This is a genomic window from Nocardia sp. AB354 (assembly GCF_049538315.1).
In the GTDB taxonomy this organism is placed as follows: Bacteria; Actinomycetota; Actinomycetes; order Mycobacteriales; family Mycobacteriaceae; genus Nocardia; species Nocardia nova.
This window is the reverse complement of the sequence record NZ_JBMVFU010000001.1, coordinates 89414-108441: the sequence shown is the minus strand read 5'-3', so window position 1 is coordinate 108441 and position 19028 is coordinate 89414. Positions and strand designations below refer to the sequence as shown.

The 19028-nt window shown below is 68.2% G+C and carries 21 protein-coding genes; 17 read left to right on the top strand and 4 right to left on the bottom strand.

Features of this window, described 5'->3' with window-relative positions; translation table 11 throughout:
* The first annotated feature begins 128 nt into the window (after window positions 1-128).
* The 3 genes from ACPCUW_RS00545 to ACPCUW_RS00535 all read left to right on the top strand — a co-directional run bounded on the left by ACPCUW_RS00545 (window position 129) and on the right by ACPCUW_RS00535 (window position 3038).
* Window positions 129-1769 (top strand): acyl-CoA carboxylase subunit beta, encoded by a 1641-nt coding sequence (locus tag ACPCUW_RS00545; RefSeq protein ID WP_305779315.1) that lies wholly within the window; start codon window positions 129-131, stop codon window positions 1767-1769.
* A gap of 206 nt (window positions 1770-1975) precedes the next feature.
* A complete protein-coding gene (locus tag ACPCUW_RS00540; RefSeq protein WP_030513606.1) occupies window positions 1976-2311 on the top strand; it encodes an acyl-CoA carboxylase subunit epsilon in 336 nt (111 codons plus the stop codon).
* 1 nt (window position 2312) lies between these two features.
* Window positions 2313-3038 (top strand): Maf family protein, encoded by a 726-nt coding sequence (locus tag ACPCUW_RS00535; protein ID WP_305779314.1) that lies wholly within the window; start codon window positions 2313-2315, stop codon window positions 3036-3038.
* Here the strand turns inward: ACPCUW_RS00535 and ACPCUW_RS00530 are convergent.
* On the bottom strand, window positions 2946-3737 hold the full coding sequence (locus ACPCUW_RS00530; RefSeq protein ID WP_030513608.1) for a helix-turn-helix transcriptional regulator: 792 nt from the start codon (window positions 3735-3737) through the stop codon (window positions 2946-2948). The genes ACPCUW_RS00535 and ACPCUW_RS00530 overlap by 93 nt on opposite strands.
* Window positions 3738-3895: 158 nt before the next feature.
* On the opposite strand from ACPCUW_RS00530, the gene ACPCUW_RS00525 reads away from it, so the two are divergent.
* Entirely contained in the window at window positions 3896-4825 is a 930-nt protein-coding gene (locus ACPCUW_RS00525; RefSeq protein ID WP_104407615.1) for a sulfurtransferase, read from the top strand.
* Between the two features lie 121 nt (window positions 4826-4946).
* Complete coding sequence (locus ACPCUW_RS00520) at window positions 4947-6749, top strand: acetyl/propionyl/methylcrotonyl-CoA carboxylase subunit alpha (protein ID WP_305779313.1); 1803 nt, start codon at window positions 4947-4949, stop codon at window positions 6747-6749.
* A gap of 91 nt (window positions 6750-6840) precedes the next feature.
* On the opposite strand, the gene ACPCUW_RS00515 is transcribed toward ACPCUW_RS00520, so the two are convergent.
* The gene (locus tag ACPCUW_RS00515) at window positions 6841-8352 is read right to left on the bottom strand and encodes a protein kinase domain-containing protein (RefSeq protein WP_423423359.1); all 1512 of its coding nucleotides are present in this window, start codon (window positions 8350-8352) and stop codon (window positions 6841-6843) included.
* A 290-nt stretch (window positions 8353-8642) separates the two neighbouring features.
* Here ACPCUW_RS00515 and ACPCUW_RS00510 point away from each other — a divergent pair, with 290 nt between their 5' ends.
* From ACPCUW_RS00510 to ACPCUW_RS00480, 7 genes are all read left to right on the top strand, one after another.
* The gene (locus tag ACPCUW_RS00510; protein WP_064905699.1) at window positions 8643-9098 is read left to right on the top strand and encodes a DUF1707 SHOCT-like domain-containing protein; all 456 of its coding nucleotides are present in this window, start codon (window positions 8643-8645) and stop codon (window positions 9096-9098) included.
* A complete protein-coding gene (locus ACPCUW_RS00505) occupies window positions 9098-9436 on the top strand; it encodes a hypothetical protein (protein WP_063015944.1) in 339 nt (112 codons plus the stop codon). Before ACPCUW_RS00510 ends, ACPCUW_RS00505 begins: the two co-directional genes overlap by 1 nt.
* A gap of 132 nt (window positions 9437-9568) precedes the next feature.
* Complete coding sequence (locus ACPCUW_RS00500; protein WP_305779311.1) at window positions 9569-9805, top strand: hypothetical protein; 237 nt, start codon at window positions 9569-9571, stop codon at window positions 9803-9805.
* A gap of 124 nt (window positions 9806-9929) precedes the next feature.
* A complete protein-coding gene (locus tag ACPCUW_RS00495; RefSeq protein WP_423423358.1) occupies window positions 9930-10727 on the top strand; it encodes a biotin--[acetyl-CoA-carboxylase] ligase in 798 nt (265 codons plus the stop codon).
* A gap of 29 nt (window positions 10728-10756) precedes the next feature.
* A complete protein-coding gene (locus tag ACPCUW_RS00490) occupies window positions 10757-11305 on the top strand; it encodes a PH domain-containing protein (protein ID WP_063015945.1) in 549 nt (182 codons plus the stop codon).
* A gap of 61 nt (window positions 11306-11366) precedes the next feature.
* A complete protein-coding gene (locus tag ACPCUW_RS00485) occupies window positions 11367-12044 on the top strand; it encodes a response regulator transcription factor (RefSeq protein ID WP_030513615.1) in 678 nt (225 codons plus the stop codon).
* Between the two features lie 6 nt (window positions 12045-12050).
* Window positions 12051-13361: a sensor histidine kinase gene (locus ACPCUW_RS00480; protein WP_030513616.1), complete on the top strand. Its 1311-nt coding sequence runs from the start codon at window positions 12051-12053 to the stop codon at window positions 13359-13361.
* A gap of 9 nt (window positions 13362-13370) precedes the next feature.
* Here the strand turns inward: ACPCUW_RS00480 and ACPCUW_RS00475 are convergent, their stop codons facing one another.
* Window positions 13371-13916: a GtrA family protein gene (locus ACPCUW_RS00475; RefSeq protein ID WP_063011191.1), complete on the bottom strand. Its 546-nt coding sequence runs from the start codon at window positions 13914-13916 to the stop codon at window positions 13371-13373.
* 151 nt (window positions 13917-14067) lie between these two features.
* On the opposite strand from ACPCUW_RS00475, the gene ACPCUW_RS00470 reads away from it, so the two are divergent.
* From ACPCUW_RS00470 to ACPCUW_RS00450, 5 genes are all read left to right on the top strand, one after another.
* Window positions 14068-15270, top strand: a complete 1203-nt coding sequence (locus ACPCUW_RS00470) for a 5-(carboxyamino)imidazole ribonucleotide synthase (RefSeq protein ID WP_342749284.1) — start codon at window positions 14068-14070, stop codon at window positions 15268-15270.
* Window positions 15271-15337: 67 nt separating this feature from the next.
* A complete protein-coding gene (gene purE / locus ACPCUW_RS00465) occupies window positions 15338-15811 on the top strand; it encodes a 5-(carboxyamino)imidazole ribonucleotide mutase (RefSeq protein WP_030513619.1) in 474 nt (157 codons plus the stop codon).
* Window positions 15812-15986: 175 nt separating this feature from the next.
* On the top strand, window positions 15987-16667 hold the full coding sequence (locus ACPCUW_RS00460) for a TetR family transcriptional regulator (RefSeq protein ID WP_063015948.1): 681 nt from the start codon (window positions 15987-15989) through the stop codon (window positions 16665-16667).
* A 182-nt stretch (window positions 16668-16849) separates the two neighbouring features.
* A complete protein-coding gene (locus tag ACPCUW_RS00455) occupies window positions 16850-18007 on the top strand; it encodes an acyl-CoA dehydrogenase (protein ID WP_063015949.1) in 1158 nt (385 codons plus the stop codon).
* Between the two features lie 301 nt (window positions 18008-18308).
* Window positions 18309-18617: a hypothetical protein gene (locus ACPCUW_RS00450; protein WP_030513629.1), complete on the top strand. Its 309-nt coding sequence runs from the start codon at window positions 18309-18311 to the stop codon at window positions 18615-18617.
* A gap of 30 nt (window positions 18618-18647) precedes the next feature.
* Here ACPCUW_RS00450 and ACPCUW_RS00445 read toward each other — a convergent pair whose 3' ends face one another.
* Window positions 18648-18938: a GNAT family N-acetyltransferase gene (locus ACPCUW_RS00445; RefSeq protein ID WP_423423357.1), complete on the bottom strand. Its 291-nt coding sequence runs from the start codon at window positions 18936-18938 to the stop codon at window positions 18648-18650.
* Window positions 18939-19028: the final 90 nt, after the last annotated feature.

The following is a 19028-nucleotide window of genomic DNA, read 5'->3' as shown; positions in this document are numbered from 1 at the left end:
GAGCGTGTCCGGACCGTCGTTGTGGCACTTCACCAGCGCTTTTCTGCTGGCGGGTAGTCAATAAGAGTACTGGTCGGTAGCCCCCACTGGAATTCCGCCGGGCTGCGCCACTGGTTACACTCCGGGGCATGACGAGTGTCCAGAGTCAGCCTTCGCCGGGTTCGGCGGGCGCCCCCGATATCCACACCACCGCAGGGAAGCTGGCTGATCTGCGCAATCGGCTGGAAGAGGCCAAGCACCCGATGGGTGAGGGCGCGGTCGAAAAGGTCCACGCCAAGGGCAAGCTGACCGCGCGCGAGCGCATCCTGGCCCTGTTGGACGAGGGTTCGTTCGTGGAGATGGACGCGCTCGCCCGGCACCGCAGCGTCAACTTCGGCCTGGAGAACAACCGTCCGCTCGGCGACGGCGTGGTCACCGGCTACGGCACCATCGACGGCCGCGACGTCTGCATCTTCAGCCAGGACTCGACGGTGTTCGGCGGCAGCCTCGGTGAGGTCTACGGCGAGAAGATCGTCAAGGTCATGGACCTCGCGCTCCAGACCGGCCGCCCGTTGATCGGCATCAACGACGGCGCCGGCGCTCGCATCCAGGAGGGCGTGGTCTCGCTCGGCCTCTACGGCGAGATCTTCCATCGCAACATCCAGGCTTCCGGCGTGATCCCGCAGATCTCGCTGATCATGGGCGCCGCGGCCGGCGGGCACGTGTACTCCCCGGCGCTGACCGACTTCGTCGTGATGGTCGACCAATCCAGCCAGATGTTCATCACCGGCCCGGACGTCATCAAGACCGTCACCGGTGAAGAGGTCACCATGGAGGAGCTGGGCGGCGCCCACACCCACATGGTGAAGTCCGGTACCGCGCACTACGTCGCCTCCGGCGAGCAGGACGCGCTGGACTGGGTGAAGGACCTGCTGAGCTACCTGCCCAGCAACAACCGCGCCGAGGCCCCGCGTTTCCCGGCCAGCGACCCGATCGCCGGCGCGATCGAGGATTCGCTGACCGAGGAGGATCTCGAGCTCGACACCCTGATCCCGGATTCGCCGAACCAGCCCTACGACATGCACGAGGTCATCCGGCGACTGGTCGACGACGACGAGTTCTTCGAGGTGCAGGCCGAGCGCGCGATGAACGTCATCGTCGGCTTCGCCCGCATCGACGGGCGCAGCGTGGGTTTCGTGGCCAACCAGCCCACCCAGTTCGCCGGCTGCCTCGACATCGACGCCTCGGAGAAGGCCGCCCGGTTCGTGCGCACCTGCGACGCGTTCAACATTCCGATCATCACGCTGGTCGACGTTCCGGGCTTCCTGCCGGGTACGGGCCAGGAGTACAACGGCATCATCCGCCGCGGTGCGAAGCTGCTCTACGCCTACGGTGAGGCCACTGTGGGCAAAATCACGGTCATCACTCGCAAGGCCTACGGCGGCGCTTACGACGTGATGGGCTCCAAGCACATGGGCGCCGATGTGAACCTGGCGTGGCCCACCGCCCAGATCGCCGTCATGGGCGCTTCGGGCGCGGTCGGCTTCGTCTACCGCAAGAAGCTGCAGCAAGCGGCCGCGGAGGGCGCCGATGTCGACGCACTGCGCCTCGAGCTGCAGAACGAGTACGAGGACACGTTGGTCAACCCGTACGTGGCGGCCGAGCGTGGTTACGTCGACGCGGTGATTCCGCCCTCGCACACCCGCGGCCAGATCGTCGCGGCGCTCCGGTTGCTCGAGCGAAAGATGGTTACTCTTCCGCCGAAGAAGCACGGCAACATTCCGCTCTGATCCGACGATATGTGCGGTAGCGGAGGCACACTTTCCGGGAGAGTGGCGAGTTCGTACCGCGCACGATTGCCGCATCCGGGTGAAGATGGTAGGAAAAGGCCCTCATTCGATGAGGGCCGCACGAATACCGTTCGCGGCGTGGGTTCGTCCCGCGCCGTGAACGCCGGGCCCTCTCGGTCCGGCACAGAACAGGAGGAGTTGGCGCTGTGACGGCTGTGGCTGACGAAGAGATATTGCGCGCTGCCGAATTGGATTTGGCGGTCGACGAATTCGGTGACGGCGACACCAGGCTCGCATCCGACACCGCTGTCGTCGAGGCCGAGGTCGGCCACGGGCCGGTCATCCGCGTTCTGAAGGGTTCGCCCACCGACGAGGAACTCGCCGCTCTGGTCACCGTGTTCGCCGCCGCGGGCGCGAACGCCGACGCGGCGCCGCAGGATCAGGGCCCGGTGGACAACTGGGGCCGGCCCACCATGATGCACCGCGGTACCTCGCCGTTCTCTCCCTACGCCTTCCCCTATCTGTCGCACATCCGCGGCTGACGTGACGGGATTCGTTCTCGGCTCCGCCTCGCCTGCGCGACTGCAGGTGTTGCGCGCGGCCGGGCTGGATCCGGTGGTGCGAATATCCGAGGTCGACGAGGACGCCGTCGCGGCGGCGCTCCCGCCGGACACACCACCCGCGGGCGTGGTGACCGCTCTCGCCCGAGCCAAGGCCCACACCGTCGCCGCCGCGTTGATCGCCGACGCCGCCGCGTCCGTGGACGGCCCGGCCGCCCCGGATTCCTATGGCCTGGTGGCCGCGCGGGCCCCGCGCCTGGTCGACGACTGCGTGGTCGTCGGCTGCGACTCGATGCTGCTGGTCGGCGGCGTGCTGCAGGGCAAGCCCCATACCCCGGACGTCGCCCGCGCCCGCTGGGCCGAGATGGCCGGGCGCAGTGCCGATCTGCTCACCGGCCACTGTGTGCTGCGCGTGCGCGACGGCGCGATCGTCGCCGACGCCCAGGACTGCAGCACCACCACCGTGCATTTCGCCGATCCCGGGCCGGCCGAGCTGGATGCCTATATCGCCACCGGCGAGCCGCTGCGGGTGGCCGGTGCGTTCACCCTCGACGGAATGGGCGGCTGGTTCGTCGACCGCATCGACGGTGACCCGTCCAGTGTCATCGGAATCGGCCTACCGCTGCTGCGTCGCCTCCTGGGCGACGTGGGCGTCGGAATTGCGCAACTGTGGTTCCGTGCGCAGCTGCGGGCCGACGCGATTGGCTGACGGCGTCGGTAGTCGCGGTCCGGTCCCGGCCTGATCGGGGATGTGGGCGGGATCCGGGAGCGTGCTCGCCAGTGCCTCCAGATGGATCACGCACAGTTCCGGGCCCACGAACGGGTGCAGCCGGACGTTGACCGCATCGCGTCCGCCGTTGCGGTCCAAGACTTCGCGCATCAGGCCCTGATGCACACCGCAGACCACCTCGGAGTGGGTGCGCGCCAATTCGCGCAGCGGGCAGGCGGTCAGGCGGATGTTGAGCTGGTCGCCGGTTTCGGAGGCGGGATCGCGCTCCGGGGCGAAACCCAATTCGGAGCTCACGGTCACCGCGACATCGCGCGCATCGTCGAGCGAGGCGATGGGCTGTTCGAGCTGTTCGACCTTGGCGCCCCACGCCCGCCCGGCCGTCACGGCCAATTCGGAACGCCGGCGGGGATCACTGCCGAGCTGATCGGCCAGCACCTGCGCGAGATCTTGATAACCGACCGATCGCTGCACCGCCGTGTATCCGATGCGCGGGCGGCCGCGGCCGCGGGGCGGCTGCTGGAATTGGCGGACCAGCGATTCCCGGGTGAGAACATCCAGATGAAAGCGGACGGTGGTGACGTGCTGTCCGGTGATGCGCGCCAGTTCCTGGGCATCGAGAGGCTCGCTGGCGCCGCGTAGGATCGCAAGCAGGCGCCGTCGTGGCCAAGAATCGGACATAGCTCACCCCTCCTCCCATGTGACTTTATCGGACGAAGCTGCGACTTAATCGCGCTTCATCCGATTCGTGATGTGAAACCGACGGCGCACATTGTTCGCACCTACGATCGGTACTGCCCAGCCGCCCATCGTCTACCACGCGTGAAGGATCTTCCACCGTGCCCGTCGCTCCGGACTCTCATCCATCCTTCGGCTCTCATGCATATCCACAACGATTGGTAACCACTGAGTGGCTGTCGGCAAACATCGGTACGCCGGGCCTCGCGATCGTCGAGTCCAACGAGGACATCCTGCTCTATGACATCGGCCATGTGCCAGGGGCGGTCAAGATCGATTGGCGCGCCGAGCTTACCGATCCGCTCACCCGCGACGTGATCGACGGCGCCCGTTTCGCCGAACTCATGCGTGCCAAGGGCATCGCTCGCGAGGACACGGTCGTCGTCTACGGCGACAAGGCCAACGGCACCGCCGCCGCCACCGCGTGGGTCTTCGGCCTGTTCGGGCATCCGGATGTGCGGCTGCTCGACGGCGGCCGGGACGCGTGGATCTCCGAGGCCCGCGACACCACCTTCGAGGTGCCCGACGTCGGGCTGGGGGAGTATCCGGTCGTCGAGCGCGACGATCGCAGCGCCCGGGCCTTCCTCGACGATGTGCGCGCCTGCCTGAACGACGGCGGAACGGGCGCCGGACTGGTCGACGTGCGCGCGGTGGGGGAGTACACGGGCGACGACGACCGCATCCGGGACCGCCCGGAGGAACAGTCACTGCGCGCCGGGCACATTCCGACCGCGATCAACATCCCGTGGACCGCGGCGGTGGGCGGCGACGGCCGATTCCGCAGCCGGTCGGAGCTCGAGGAGATCTACGCGCCGCTGCTCGGCGCCGAGGACACCATCGTCTACTGCCGCATCGGCGAACATTCGGCACACACCTGGTTCGTGCTGACTTCGCTGCTGGGCGTGGCGAATGTGCGTAACTACGACGGCTCCTGGACCGAGTGGAGCAACGCTGTGCGCACGCCGATCGTCAAGGGAAGTGAACCGGGTTCGGCTCCGGCCGCCGTGTCGGCGGCGGCACAGTCGGTCTAGGGTGTTGTTCACGTCACGGGGGTCCGGGCTACTGTTCGGTAGCCCTATCCCTGTTCGGAGTCTGTTGGCACACTGCCTACACTCACCCGAGACGTAAGTTGTCCAAAGCACAGGAGGCTCAGTGCCCAGCCATGCCAGCGCGCAGATCACGAAGGTCCTGATCGCCAATCGGGGCGAGATCGCGGTGCGTGTGATCCGGGCCGCCAAGGATGCCGGTATCGCCAGTGTCGCCGTGTACGCGGAACCGGACGCGGACGCGCCATTCGTCAAATTGGCCGATGAGGCATTCGCGCTCGGGGGGCAGACCTCGGCCGAGTCGTACCTGGTCTTCGACAAGATTCTCGACGCGGCGCGCAAGTCCGGCGCCGACGCGATCCACCCCGGTTACGGCTTCCTGTCCGAGAACGCGGATTTCGCCCAGGCCGTCCTGGACGCCGGGCTGATCTGGATCGGCCCCTCGCCGCAGTCGATTCGCGATCTGGGTGACAAGGTCACCGCTCGCCACATCGCCGAGCGCGCGCAGGCTCCGATGGCCGCGGGCACCAAGGATCCGGTGAAGGACGCGAACGAGGTCGTCGAGTTCGCCAAGCAGTACGGCGTCCCGGTGGCCATCAAGGCCGCCTTCGGTGGTGGTGGCCGCGGCATGAAGGTCGCCCACACCATCGAGGAGATTCCCGAGCTGTTCGACTCCGCCACCCGCGAGGCGACCGCCGCCTTCGGCCGTGGCGAGTGCTTCGTCGAGCAGTACCTGGACAAGGCCCGCCATGTCGAGGCCCAGGTGCTGGCCGACAAGCACGGCAACGTCATCGTCGCCGGCACTCGCGACTGCTCGCTGCAGCGCCGGTTCCAGAAGCTGGTCGAGGAGGCGCCCGCGCCGTTCCTGTCCGACGAGGTCCGCGCCAAGATCCACGAGTCCGCCAAGCGGATCTGCAAGGAGGCCGGCTACTACGGCGCCGGCACCGTGGAGTACCTGGTGCAGGGCGAGACCGTGTCGTTCCTCGAGGTCAACACCCGCCTGCAGGTCGAGCACCCCGTCACCGAGGAGACCTCGGGTCTGGACCTGGTGCGCTGGCAGTTCCGCATCGCCAACGGCGAGGAGCTGACCATCACCGAGGACCCGACCCCGCGCGGTCACTCGATCGAATTCCGCATCAACGGTGAGGATGCCGGTCGCGGATTCCTGCCCGCACCGGGCCCGGTCACCGTCTACAAGGAGCCGTCCGGCCCCGGCGTGCGCGTCGATTCCGGCGTGGTCGCGGGCAGCGTGATCGGCGGACAGTTCGACTCGATGCTGGCCAAGCTGATCGTCACCGGTGAGAACCGCACCCAGGCGCTGGAGCGGGCAGCGCGTGCGCTGGCCGAATACGAGATCGAGGGCCTGGCGACGGTGCTGCCGTTCGACCGCCACATCGTGACCAACCCCGCCTTCGTCGGTGACGGCACCAAGTTCGACGTCTACACCAAGTGGATCGAGAACGAGTGGGAAAACACCATCGAGCCCTACACCGGCGCCCAGCCCATCGAGGACGAAGAGGAGGGTGCGCGCCAGACGGTGGTCGTCGAGGTCGGCGGCCGTCGCCTCGAGGTGTCGCTGCCGGGCCAGTTCAGCGTGGGCGCGGGCGCGGCCGGCGCCGCGGGCAACGGGGCGGGCGTGATCCGCAAGAAACCCAAGCCGCGCAAGCGTGGCGGCGCGGGCGGCTCGGCCGCCTCCGGTGACGCCGTCACCGCGCCGATGCAGGGCACCGTGGTGAAGGTGGCCGTCGAAGAGGGCCAGTCGGTCGAGGCCGGCGACCTGATCGCCGTGCTCGAGGCCATGAAGATGGAGAACCCGGTCAACGCGCACAAGTCCGGTGTGGTCACCGGCCTGGCCGTCGAGGCCGGCGCCGCCATCACCCAGGGCACCGTGCTCGCCGAAATCAAGTAGGCAGCAAGCGATTTCGTGAAGAACCCCGCTCCACGACGGAGCGGGGTTCTTCACGTTCTGGGCAGAGAACCGACGGCAACCCGCACGAGACCTAACCGGCGTGCGGAGAGTGTTGTTTGCCGGGCTCTGTCGGTTTGTCGTGCTTGTTCTCGGAATAGCTTGTGGCATGCGGGATTTGGAAGGGCGGCGGCAGCACGCCAGTGGGGAAGGGCAGCAGCCGCGGTGGGATGACCGCGGTCGTGTATCCCGGTTCCGGGGTCGTCGGGGCCGCGGTGGTCGGTGCGGGGGTGGTGACCTCGGGAGGGGTGGTCGACTGCTGGTCGGAGGGAGTGCGGGAGCCGCTGCTCAGCAGGGCCGTGCACCCGGCGACGACCGCGAGGGCGACGATGGCCGCGCCGATCAGCGCGGCGGCGACGGTGAGGGCCGAGCGTCGTGGCGGTGCGGGTGAAACCTGCTGTGCCGCTGAGGACAAGGGATGCGGCCGGCTGGATGGTCCGAGTGCTGTAGGTGGTGCGAGGGCATCGGCCGGTGGGCGCGGGCCCGGCAGGACGCGAGTCGGCCGTGCCGCACCGCGCGGCCGGGCGGCCGCGGCACCCGCGAATCCGGGCACGGGGGCCGGTCCGGAGTCGAATCGTCTGGTCGTCGCGGGTTGCGCGGCCGCCAGGGGCGAAGGACCGAGTTGTCCGCGTGCCGCTGGTGCGGGCCCGGGCTGCCCGCTCGCCTCCGATGTCGCGACTGGATGCGGCGTCTGCGACCGCTCGGATTGCAGGACCGGCGCTGGGTGGTCGACGGTGGTCGTTCCCGCCGCGGCCCGGGCCGCCGCCGCCAGCTCGCCCGCGGTACGGTAGCGGTCGTCCGGCCGCTTCGCCATCCCGCGGGCGACGACCGCGTCGAGCGCGCCGGGGGCGTGAGCGGCGATCGCGGAGGGGCGCGGCGGAGGCTCGTGCAGATGGGCGTGCAACTGCCGGACCGCGTCGGTATCACCGAACGGCCTTCGCGCGGTGAGGCATTCGTACAGCACGCAGGCCAGCGAGTACACGTCCGAGCGGGAGTCGCCGTGCCCGGTGAACCGTTCCGGCGCCATGTAAGCGAGCGTGCCGACCGTGAAACCCGTTGCGGTGATGGTGGTTTGCCCCGCCGCGCGAGCGATTCCGAAGTCGATGAGATACGCGAACCCGCTGGGGTGCACGATGATGTTGGCGGGTTTCACGTCACGGTGCACCAGCCCGGCCGCGTGGGCGGCGTCGAGCGCCTCGGCGATCTGCGAGATCAGATCGATCGACTCCGGCACCGCCATCGCACTCGACCGCACCAGCCGCGCCAGATCCACACCCGGGATGTAGGCCATATCCAGGTACAGCCGCCCGGCGTATTCGCCGAATCGATGGATCGGTGCGATATGCGGATTGTCCAGACGCGCTCCGATCCGGGCCTCGCGCTCGAACCGCCGCCGGTAATCCGCGTCCTCGGCCGCGCTCCCGGACAAGATCTTCAGCGCGACGGTCCGCGCATCCGCCGGGTCGTACGCCAGCCACACCTCCCCGGCCGAACCCCGGCCGAGCAGTCGATCGAGGCGGTACCGCCCGAACTCCCGCGCCGTCATCGCATCCGCCCGAGGTGCCTACCGGGCCGGATGAAGGGGCCGGGGGTACGGCGGCTCGCCGGTATCGTCCGCGCCCCGAGCCTCGCGTCGCTGGTCTGCGGCCGCGTCTCGGTACTCGGCTGTGGTGCTGGACCGGTCGTCGCGGCGACGAGCGGGGCGGCAGCGGTGCCGATGCCGCGCTGGCGGAACATGAGACCGACGATAGTGCGGATGTGCGGCCGGCGGTACCGCGGGTGGAATGCCGCGATGACGGGCCCGCTCAGCGGCGCCCCGCGCGGTAATCTCGTGCCATGGCTGATTCTCCCGACGTCCGCATCGGTACCGCGGAGCGCGAGCAGGCGATGCAACGCCTGTCGGAGCACTTCGCCGCCGGGCGGTTGTCGGTCGCCGAGTTCGACGAGCGCAGCGGCCTCATCGCCGCGGCGGTGACGCGAGGTGATCTGGCGCCGGTGTTCAGCGATCTCCCGGCCGTCGTGCCGGAGCCGCCGGAACCGCCGGAACCGGCCGCCGCGCAGCCGGGTGGGCGGCGCGAGTTCGCCGGTTCGATGATGGGCCTGGTGGTGATCATCGCGCTGGTGCTGTTCTTCACCACCCATACTTGGCTCTGGTTCCTGCTGATCCCCGCGGCCGGCATCATCACCGGCGGCCTCCAGCAGCGCGGCCACGATCGCCGGCTGCTCGACGGCGACGACCACCGCCTGCTCGACCGCCGCCGCCGTCGCCGCGACCGTCGCCGGAGGTTCTGATGGAACCGATCGAAATCAACGCCGGCAGTTGGTATCTGCGTGCGCTGCGTGCCGACGACCGCATCGACGACCGCCCGGCTCTGGCCGACGGCGGCATCACCGATCCCGGCTATGTCGAACGCCGTGCCCGCGAATGGGCGGAACAGACCGGATATTCGTGGGCGGTGTGCGAGCCGACCACCGCGGAACTGGTCGCCGAGATCGTGGTGACGCCGCAACCCGATGGCACCGCGGAGATTTCGGGCTGGGCGCGCGAGGGCTACGATTCCGCGCTGCAGTCCGGCCTGACCGCGGTGAGCCGATTCGTCGCCGGGGCCCTGGGCCTGCAACCTCTGTAAGGCGCGCCGAACGCTCTGTGCCGCAGCCCTTTTCGCGTCGAGCGGCCGGGGTCGCCGATTAAATCGGTGGATTGTCGGGGTTCCGTACCCGTACCGTGAAGACTCCGAAATCAAGCACTGGGGAGGTGCGCGATGTGGGAGTGGAGTAAATCGGTCGCGGAACGGGCCACCGCGACAGCGTGGACCCGGTCGGCCGGGGAGCCGGAGCCGACCGTCGTGGATCCGGAGGTCCGGGCCGAGCGGCCGGACGAGCAGGCGCCGGAAGATCTCGGCGAACGGGCCTCCGACGCCGTCATGGCGTATGGCGGAGCGGGCGCCGGCGGACCGGTGCGCTCGATCCATCTGCCGGAGTACGACCTGGCCCGATGAGAGGAACCGGGAGGCGGGTGCCGCTCACATGGCGGTGCCCGCCTCCTGGCGCCGCCCCCCGGGCGAACCGTCCGACGGGAGCGGCACAACGACCGTCCGAGCAGGCAGGAGTAGCCTGCGAGGCGTGCAGAGGCCACCGTTGGACGCCGATATCCTGCGACATGCCGTCGCCGAACAGCCCGACCTGTCGTTCTTCTCCCACATCGATGTGGTGGAGTCGACCGGTTCGACCAACGCGGATCTGATCGGCGTGGCGGGCGATCCGTCCTCCGATCGGCGGGTGCTGGTCGCCGAATATCAGGACCGCGGTCGCGGCCGCCACGAACGGTCGTGGGTGAGTCCGCCGCGCGCGCAGATCGCGATGTCGATTCTGGTGCGGCTCGGCGGTATCGAGCCGGCCGTCCTCGGCTGGTTGCCGCTGCTGACCGGTGTCGCCGTCGTCGACGCGGTCCGCGAAACCACCGGACTGGACGCAAATCTCAAGTGGCCCAACGACGTTCTGATCGGCGGCCGCAAGGTGGCCGGCATCCTGGCCGAGGTCGCCTCCGGGGCGGGCGCGCCGGCGGTCGTGGTCGGCGTCGGGCTCAATGTGAGCCTCACCGAGGACGAACTGCCTGTGCCGCATGCCGTTTCGCTCACCCTGGCCGGTGCGGAGAACGCCGATCGCAACGAATTGGTCCTCGCCCTGCTGCGCGCCTTCGCCCGCCACTTCACCGAATGGCGGACCGAGAACTGGAATGTCACGGCGCTGGCCGACGCCTACCGTGCCCGGTGCGCCACCCTCGGCGCCGAGGTGCGGGCGGAACTGCCCGGCGGCGAGGTCATCACCGGCGTGGCCACCGATATCGACGCCTACGGCCGCCTGATCATCGGCGATCGTTCGGTATCGGCGGGCGACGTCACTCATCTTCGCCCGGCATAGCGGGCCGAATCAGGGGGTAGGGTTCGCATATGAGTTATCCGGAGGAGCTGCTCGCGCCGGACGAGCAGCTGCTACTGCACCGTCATCCGCATTGGAAGATGTTGTTCTTGCCGGCGCTCACCTTCATCCTCGCCACGGCGCTGGCCGGATTCCTGAGCGGGCTGGCCTGGCGCAACACCGAGGGCACCACGCGCAACGCCGTTCTCATCGCGATCGTCGTGGTGTGGGCGCTGCTGGTCGTGTGGCGTTGCCTGTCGCAGGTGATCCGTTGGAAGTCAACGCATTTCATCATCACCGACCGGCGGGTGCTGGTGCGCGAGGGCGTGCTCACCCACACCGGCATCGACATTCCGATGAACCGCATCTCCAGTGTGCAGTTCCGCCACGGGTTGTCGGACCGGTTGCTCGGCACGGGCACCCTGATCATCGACGCCGCCTCGGGTGATCCGTTGGAGTACGACGACATTCCGAACGTGCAGAAGGTGCATTCGTTGCTGTACCACCAGGTCTTCGACAACCCGCACGGCGATCCGGGCCACGAGCAGTATCAGGACCCTCGCTACGGCGGCCGTCGGTAGCGGCGGGCCGCGGTTCGGTGGCGCCCGCCCGATCGGCCCGGTTCGCCAGTAATCTTGTGCTGTGACCGCCGTACTGCTGGCCGAGGACGATGAGGCCATCGCCGCTCCGCTGTCGCGAGCGCTGGGGCGCGAAGGCTATTCGGTAACCGTCGAGAGCTTCGGCCCCGCCGTGCTGCGCCGGGCGCTGGAGGGTGAACACGATCTGCTCATCCTCGATCTAGGGCTGCCCGGTATGGACGGCCTGGAGGTGTGCCGCCAGGTCCGTGCCCGCGGCGCCGATCTCGCGGTGCTGATGCTGACCGCCCGCACCGACGAGGTCGATTTCGTGGTGGGTCTGGACGCCGGCGCCGATGACTATGTCGGTAAACCGTTCCGTCTCGCCGAACTACTGGCCCGCGTGCGAGCCCTGTTGCGGCGCAGTGGCATCGGCGACGAGGCGGTGGAGATCGGCGGAGTGCGGCTCGAACCCGCCGCACGTCGGGTGCTGGTCAACGGCCACGAAGTGAATCTGGCCAACAAGGAGTACGAACTGCTCAAGGTGCTCATCGACCGCGCCGGGCAGGTCGTGCCGCGCGAGACGATTCTGCGCGAGGTGTGGGGCGATGCCGATCTGCGCGGCTCCAAAACCCTCGACATGCACATGTCCTGGCTGCGCCGCAAGATCGGCGACGAGGGCCCGGTCGCGGAGCGGCGCATTGTTACCGTGCGCGGTGTCGGTTTCCGCTTCAACACCGATTGATCGCCGATGCGGCGCCGAATTCTGCTGTCCATGCTGGCGGCCCTGACCCTCACCACCGTGGTGCTGGGTATCCCCTTGGCGTTCACCGCCTGGCAGTGGGTGGCCGATATCACCCGCAGCGATCTGCGGGCCCGCCTGGATCGCATGTCGGTGGAGATCGTCGGCCAGGAGCGTGAGGACGGGTTGGTCCACGGCGTGCTCGACCTGCGCTCGGTGCGGCCGCTGATTCCGTCCGGCGGACGTCTCACGATCATCTATCCGACTCCCGAGGACGCCGCGCTGCGCGTGGACGCCGGGGCGCCGGAGGTCGACAACCCGGTGGTGGAATCGCTGTCGATGGGCACGTCGGGCTCGCTGCGACTCGAGGTGCCGGCCGCCCCCATGCATTCGATGCAGCGGCAAGCGGTGGGCGCGGTGGCGTTGGTGGCGCTGGCCTCGCTGGCCGCGGGCGCCGCGGTGGCGGTGGTGACCGCGCGGCGGGTCGCCGATCCGCTGCGGGATGTGGCCGCCCGTGCCGCGCGGCTGGCGAAGGGCGATTTCCGGCCGGACCCGCGCCGGCACGGCATCACCGAACTCGACCGGGTCTCGGATGTGCTCGATTCGGCCACGGTCGAGATCGCGGGCCGGCTGCAGCGCGAGCACGCGCTGGTCGCCGACGTGTCCCATCAGTTGCGCAGCCGCTTGACGGCGGTGCGGCTGCGCCTCGACGAATTGTCGGCGCATCCGGACCCGGCGGTCGTCCAGGAATCGGAGGAGGCGATGGCGCAGGTCGATCGGCTCACCGAGGCGATCGACGAGTTGGTTCGCGATTCCCGCGACCAGGACGCCGCCGATCACGAACCGGTCCCGGTGGTCGCGGAATTGCGCGGGGTTGTCGCCGAATGGCGGCATCCGTTCGCCGAGGCCGGCCGCAAACTCGTGCTGTCCGGCGATCCGGCCCTGCGCGCGCCGGTGACCGGACCGCGGTTGCGCGAGGCGGTGGCCGTACTGGTCGACAACGCGCTGGTGCACGGCGGCGGAGACTGCTCGGTGTCGGTGCGCACCGTCTACGGCGGGCCCGACCGCGAACCGCTGGTGGCGGTCGAGGTGGCCGACGAGGGCGAGGGGGTCAGCGACGAACTGGCACCGCACATCTTCGACCGCGGCTTCTCCGGCGCCGGATCGACCGGGGTGGGGCTGGCGCTGGCGCGCGCGCTGATCGAAGCCGATGGCGGCCGGTTGGAACTACAGCGACGGCGTCCGGCGCTGTTCGCGGTATTCCTCGGTAAGCCGACCGCGGGGCGGTCGGGTAACGGCGTCATCGGGGAGCCCCGCTGAACGGTGGGTTCAGCTGAAGCCGAGCGGTTTCTCTTCCTCGTACAGTTCTTCGAATTCTTCGACCAGTGCGTCGATTTCGTCGGGGAACACCCAGCGCTTCATCGCCCAGAATCGGAACACCATCTGCAGGATGTTGCCGATGATGAAGGCGCTGACGAAGTCGGCGATGTTCTCCACGGTCAAGCTGACATCGGGAACGTGCAGATGGAAGAAATACCGCGAAACCCACAGCGGGAGATTCGACAGCAGCACACCGATGGCGCTGACCACGAAGAACAACAGGGCTTCGTGGTGTTTCTCACGACCGCCGCGCCCCTTGAAAGACCATTCCCGGTTCAGGATGTAGGACGCGATGACCGCGATTACTCCGGAAATGATCTTGGCCGTGATCGGTTTCGACTCGAGAACCGTCAATTTGAGGATGTAGAAGATACCGCTGTCGATGACGAAAGTGGTCGCTCCGACAATCGCGAACTTGATCAGCTCGTGATGACGAATAGCGAGGTCCCGTAGTGTTTTGGGGAGGATGTTGACCACATCGTCGACAAATGGCACCCGGTGAGTCTACGTCCGTCCCGCGCTGGGCAATCAACCCGCACTCATCCCCGCGTGTGGGCGCATGACAACATGGTGGGCTGTGAGCGAGCGTAGTGGGCCATCGATGGACCCCTCCACCGGGGTGCAAGAGGTTGCCGAGGGTGAACCGATGCCGGTTTCGCGCAGTTTCGAAGGTGGTGGAATGCCGACCGTCGCGATGATCGGCGGCGGGCAGCTGGCGCGAATGACGCATCAGGCCGCCGTGGCGCTGGGGCAGTGCCTGCGGGTCCTGGCCGAGCGACCCGACGATCCGGCGGCCCAGGTCAGCCCCGAGCTGGTCCTCGGATCGCATACCGACCTGGCGGCCCTGCGCAAGGTTGCCGTCGGTACGCACGCGGTGACCTTCGATCATGAACATGTGCCGACCGAACATCTGCTGGCGCTGGTGGCCGAGGGCGTGAACGTGCAGCCGCCGCCGGCCGCGCTGGTCTACGCCCAGGACAAGCTCGCGATGCGGCGCAAACTGGCCGAGATGGGCGTGCCGGTCCCGGCGTTCACCGCGGTCGAGAACGTCGCGGATGCCACCGGTTTCCTCGCCGAACACGGTCCGTTCGTGCTGAAGGCGGTGCGCGGCGGCTACGACGGGCGCGGCGTGTGGATGATCGACGACGCCGCCGAGGCCGAGCGCATCGTCACCGACCAGCTCGGGCACGGTGTGATCTTGCTCGCCGAGCAGCGGGTGGATCTGAAGCGTGAGCTCTCCGCGATGGTGGCGCGCTCGCCGTTCGGGCAGGCCGCGGCCTGGCCGGTGGTGGAGACCGTGCAGCGCGAGGGCCAGTGTGCCGTGGTGATCGCGCCCGCGCCGCAGCTGTCGGACGAGGCCGCGACCGAGGCCGAATCGCTGGCTCTGCGGCTGGCCGCCGAGCTCGGCGTCACCGGTGCGATGGCCGTGGAGCTGTTCGAAACCCACGCCGGTGAACTGCTGGTCAACGAACTGGCCATGCGCCCGCACAATTCCGGGCACTGGGGGATGGACGGTGCCGTCACCGGGCAGTTCGAACAGCATCTGCGTGCGGTTCTCGACTATCCGCTCGGTGCCACCACGCCGCTGGCGCCGGTGACGGTGATGGCGAACATCCTCGGCGCGGCCGAGGCGCCGGCGATGTCGATGGACGAGCGGCTGCACCACCTGTTCGCGCGGATGCCGGAGGCGAGGGTGCATCTCTACGGCAAGGGCGAACGCCCGAAGCGCAAGATCGGGCATGTCAACATCCTCGGTGACGACGTGGCCGAGGTGCGGGAGAAGGCCGAACGGGCGGCGCACTGGATGTCGCACGCGGTGTGGACCGATGGATGGGATCCCCATGAGTGACAAAGAGGAGGGCGCAGCTGTGTTCGATGGTCGCTCCGCAGGCTCCGCTCCGGCGGTCGGCCTGATCATGGGCAGCGATTCCGACTGGCCCACGATGGAAGCCGCCGCGGAAGCGTTGGCGGAGTTCGGGATTCGCTTCGAGGTCGGTGTCGTCTCGGCGCATCGCACGCCGCAGCGCATGCTCGACTACGCCCGCGAGGCCGCCGGTCGCGGCGTCAAGGTGATCATCGCCGGTGCCGGTGGCGCCGCCCACCTGCCCGGCATGGTCGCCTCGGCGACCCCGCTGCCGGTGATCGGCGTTCCGGTGCCGCTGAAATACCTCGACGGCATGGACTCCCTGCTGTCGATCGTGCAGATGCCCGCCGGCGTCCCCGTCGCCACGGTCTCCATCGGCGGCGCCCGCAACGCGGGCCTGCTCGCCGTCCGCATCCTCGCCGCCACCGACCCCCACCTGCGCACCCGCATGGAACAGTTCCAGGCCGACCTGGAAAAACTGGTTCTCGACAAGGACGAAGCCCTGCGCACCCGCCTGCTGGGTTAGGACGATCCGGGCGGTGCCGCGAGCATCGCCCGGAACTGCTCGGCGGTCACCGTCGAACGCGCCCCCGGCTGCCACCGCGGCACCCATCGATACCTGAGCGGTGTCGTCGGAGTACCCGGGATCTCCTCGTACGGCGCAGACATGGTCGCTCGAACATACCGATTACCGTTGTGGGGTGCCCAGCGACAATTCGACCCCCGTTCGTGCTGCCGACGCCGCGGAGTTTCGGCTGGCTGTGGTCGATCATGCGTTGCGGCTGTTTGCCGAGCAGGGGTACGAGGCGACGACGGTGGACGAGATCGCGGAGGCGGCGGGGATTTCGCGGCGGACGTTCTTTCGGCAGTTCCGGTCGAAGGAGGATGTGGTCTTCGCCGACCACGAGGAGCAGCTCGCCCGGGCGAAGGCGTATCTGGCCGCGGCGCAGGGGGATCCGTGGGATGCGGTGCGGGAGGCGGTGGTCGGGATCTTCGAGCGGTTCACCGAGACCAGGGAACTGGCCGCGCGCCGGTACCGGGTGGTCCGGCAGGCCTCGGCACTGCGCGACCGTGAGATCGTGACCGTCTTCCGGTACGAACGGCTGTTCACCGACTATCTGCGCGATCGGCTGCCGGAGGTGCCCGATCTCGCGCTGATCCAGTTCAGTGCGGCCGTCACCGCCACCCACAACTATCTGCTGCGCCGCATGGTGCGGGGTCGGTCCGAGGCGAGCGCGGCCGATCTGCGCGCGGCGGTCCGGGCGATCGCGCCCCCCGGTGCGGCCCCGGAGCCGGGTGAGATGGTGGTCGCGGTCTTCCCGCGCGAGATGCCCGCACGGCAGGTCGCCGACCTCCTGGCCGACCGCCTCGATAATCTGTGAATCGGGCACTGAATCCAATATTTGGCACTGAGTGCCACGCCGGATTCCGGCCATCCCCTCACGTCGTCGCCCTCGGACGGCGTATAGTCGAACCCGACTGGCACTGAGTGCCGAGGTGCGCCAGTGTAGTGCCGGGATTCGCGGACCAGGCGAATCGAAACCCCACGACCAGGAGTGAACCCATGGCGGGCAACCCCGATTTCGAACTGTTCAAGTTGGACGACATCCACGACGAGTTGCGCGCGGCGATTCGCGGCCTGGCCGAGAAGGAGATCGCCCCGCACGCCAAGGATGTCGACGGCAACGCCCGGTTCCCGCAGGAGGCCCTGGACGCGCTGAACGCCGCGGGCTTCAACGCGGTCCACGTCCCCGAGGCCTACGGCGGCCAGGGCGCCGACTCGGTCGCCACCTGCATCGTCATCGAGGAGGTCGCCCGCGTCTGTGGTTCGTCCTCGCTGATCCCGGCGGTGAACAAGCTCGGCACGATGGGCCTGATCCTGCAGGGTTCGGAGGAGCTGAAGCAGAAGGTGCTGCCCGACCTCGTCGAGGGCAAGATGGCCTCCTACTGCCTGTCCGAGCGCGAGGCCGGTTCGGACGCCGCCTCCATGCGCACCCGCGCCAAGCGCGACGGTGACGACTGGGTGATCAACGGCTCCAAGTGCTGGATCACCAACGGCGGCCAGTCCACCTGGTACACCGTGATGGCGGTGACCGATCCCGAGAAGGGCGCCAACGGCATCTCCGCGTTCATGGTCCACAAGGACGACGAGGGCTTCGTGGTCGGCCCGCTCGAGCACAAGCTGGGCATCAAGGGTTCGCCGACCGCCGAGCTGTACTTCGAGAACTGCCGCATCCCGGGTGACCGGATCATCGGCGCCGAGGGCACCGGTTTCAAGACCGCGCTGCAGACCCTCGACCACACCCGGCCCACCATCGGCGCGCAGGCCGTCGGCCTGGCCCAGGGTGCGCTGGACGCCGCGATCGCCTACACCAAGGACCGCAAGCAGTTCGGCAAGGCCATCGCCGATTTCCAGAACACCCAGTTCATGCTCGCCGATATGGCGATGAAGGTCGAGGCCGCGCGCCTGATGGTCTACACCTCCGCCGCACGCGCCGAGCGTGGTGAGAAGAACCTGGGCTTCATCTCCGCCGCCTCCAAGTGCTTCGCCTCCGATGTGGCGATGGAGGTCACCACCAACGCCGTGCAGCTGTTCGGCGGCGCCGGCTACACCACCGATTTCCCGGTGGAGCGGATGATGCGCGATGCCAAGATCACCCAGATCTACGAGGGCACCAACCAGATTCAGCGTCTGGTCATGTCGCGCCAGCTGCTGCGCTGATCGCAGACCCGATCGACGACGCGCGCGGCGCCGGGGAACGACTCGGCGCCGCCCGCGTTCGCTTGTGACATCGAACCGAAGCGGCACTGCCTCGTGGCGCGTCGCGCACGGTGAGTTGTCAGGACGCGTTACGGTATCGAAGCGCCGAATTCAGTGAATTACCGGCAATTTTCGCTGGTAGAACGGTAGTGCCACGAAAATCTCTGCGAAGTACTTTCAGATGCAATTTCAAATGTTCGTTCAATCGCAATCGGGCGAATTCGGAATTGTCCCAACGGCTTTCGCAGCGCACTATTGATGCATGGCAGGCGTGGAGATCACCGACAGGTTCGTCCGCCGCACCCTGGACAACGGGCGAATCGAAGAGGTCACCTGGCTGGAGCTGACCGAGGTGCGCATCATCACCACCGCCGACGGTCCCTTCGCCGACGACGTGTTCTTCGTACTGATCGGTGTGCGCGGGAACGGTTGCGTGGTCCCGCATTCCGCTGCCGACACCGAGTTCCTGGCCCGCCTGCAGAAACTACCGGGCTTCGACAACGCCGCCGTGATCGAGGCGATGGGGACGGTCGGCGACCGCCAGTTCCTGGTCTGGCGGCGCCGGATCTGACGCGGAGACCACGGCGCCGCAGGAGGACCGCTAGGCGACCAGATCGGCGTATTCGCGATGGTCGCCGATGTACTGCTCCACGTACCAGCAGGTCGGCACGACGCTGAAGCCGTTGTCGCGGCAGTCGGTGAGCGCGTATTCCACCAGTTGCGCCGCCACCCCGCGCCCGCGGAACTCCGGGAAGGTGAGGGTGTGGTTGAGATCGCGAATCGGCTTGTCGCCCACGCTGTTCTCGGCGTAATCCGCGTAGCCGGCGAGAGTGTCGTCGATGTAGATCTCGTAGCGGCCGGCGGCCGTATTGTGCTCGAGCCTGGTCGTCATATCAGGTAGAACTCCGTCGTCGCCACGATTTGTTCCGCGCGGGTCAGCTCCCGCAGACTCGATTCAGCTCGTCCGACATTTCGCAGCCTA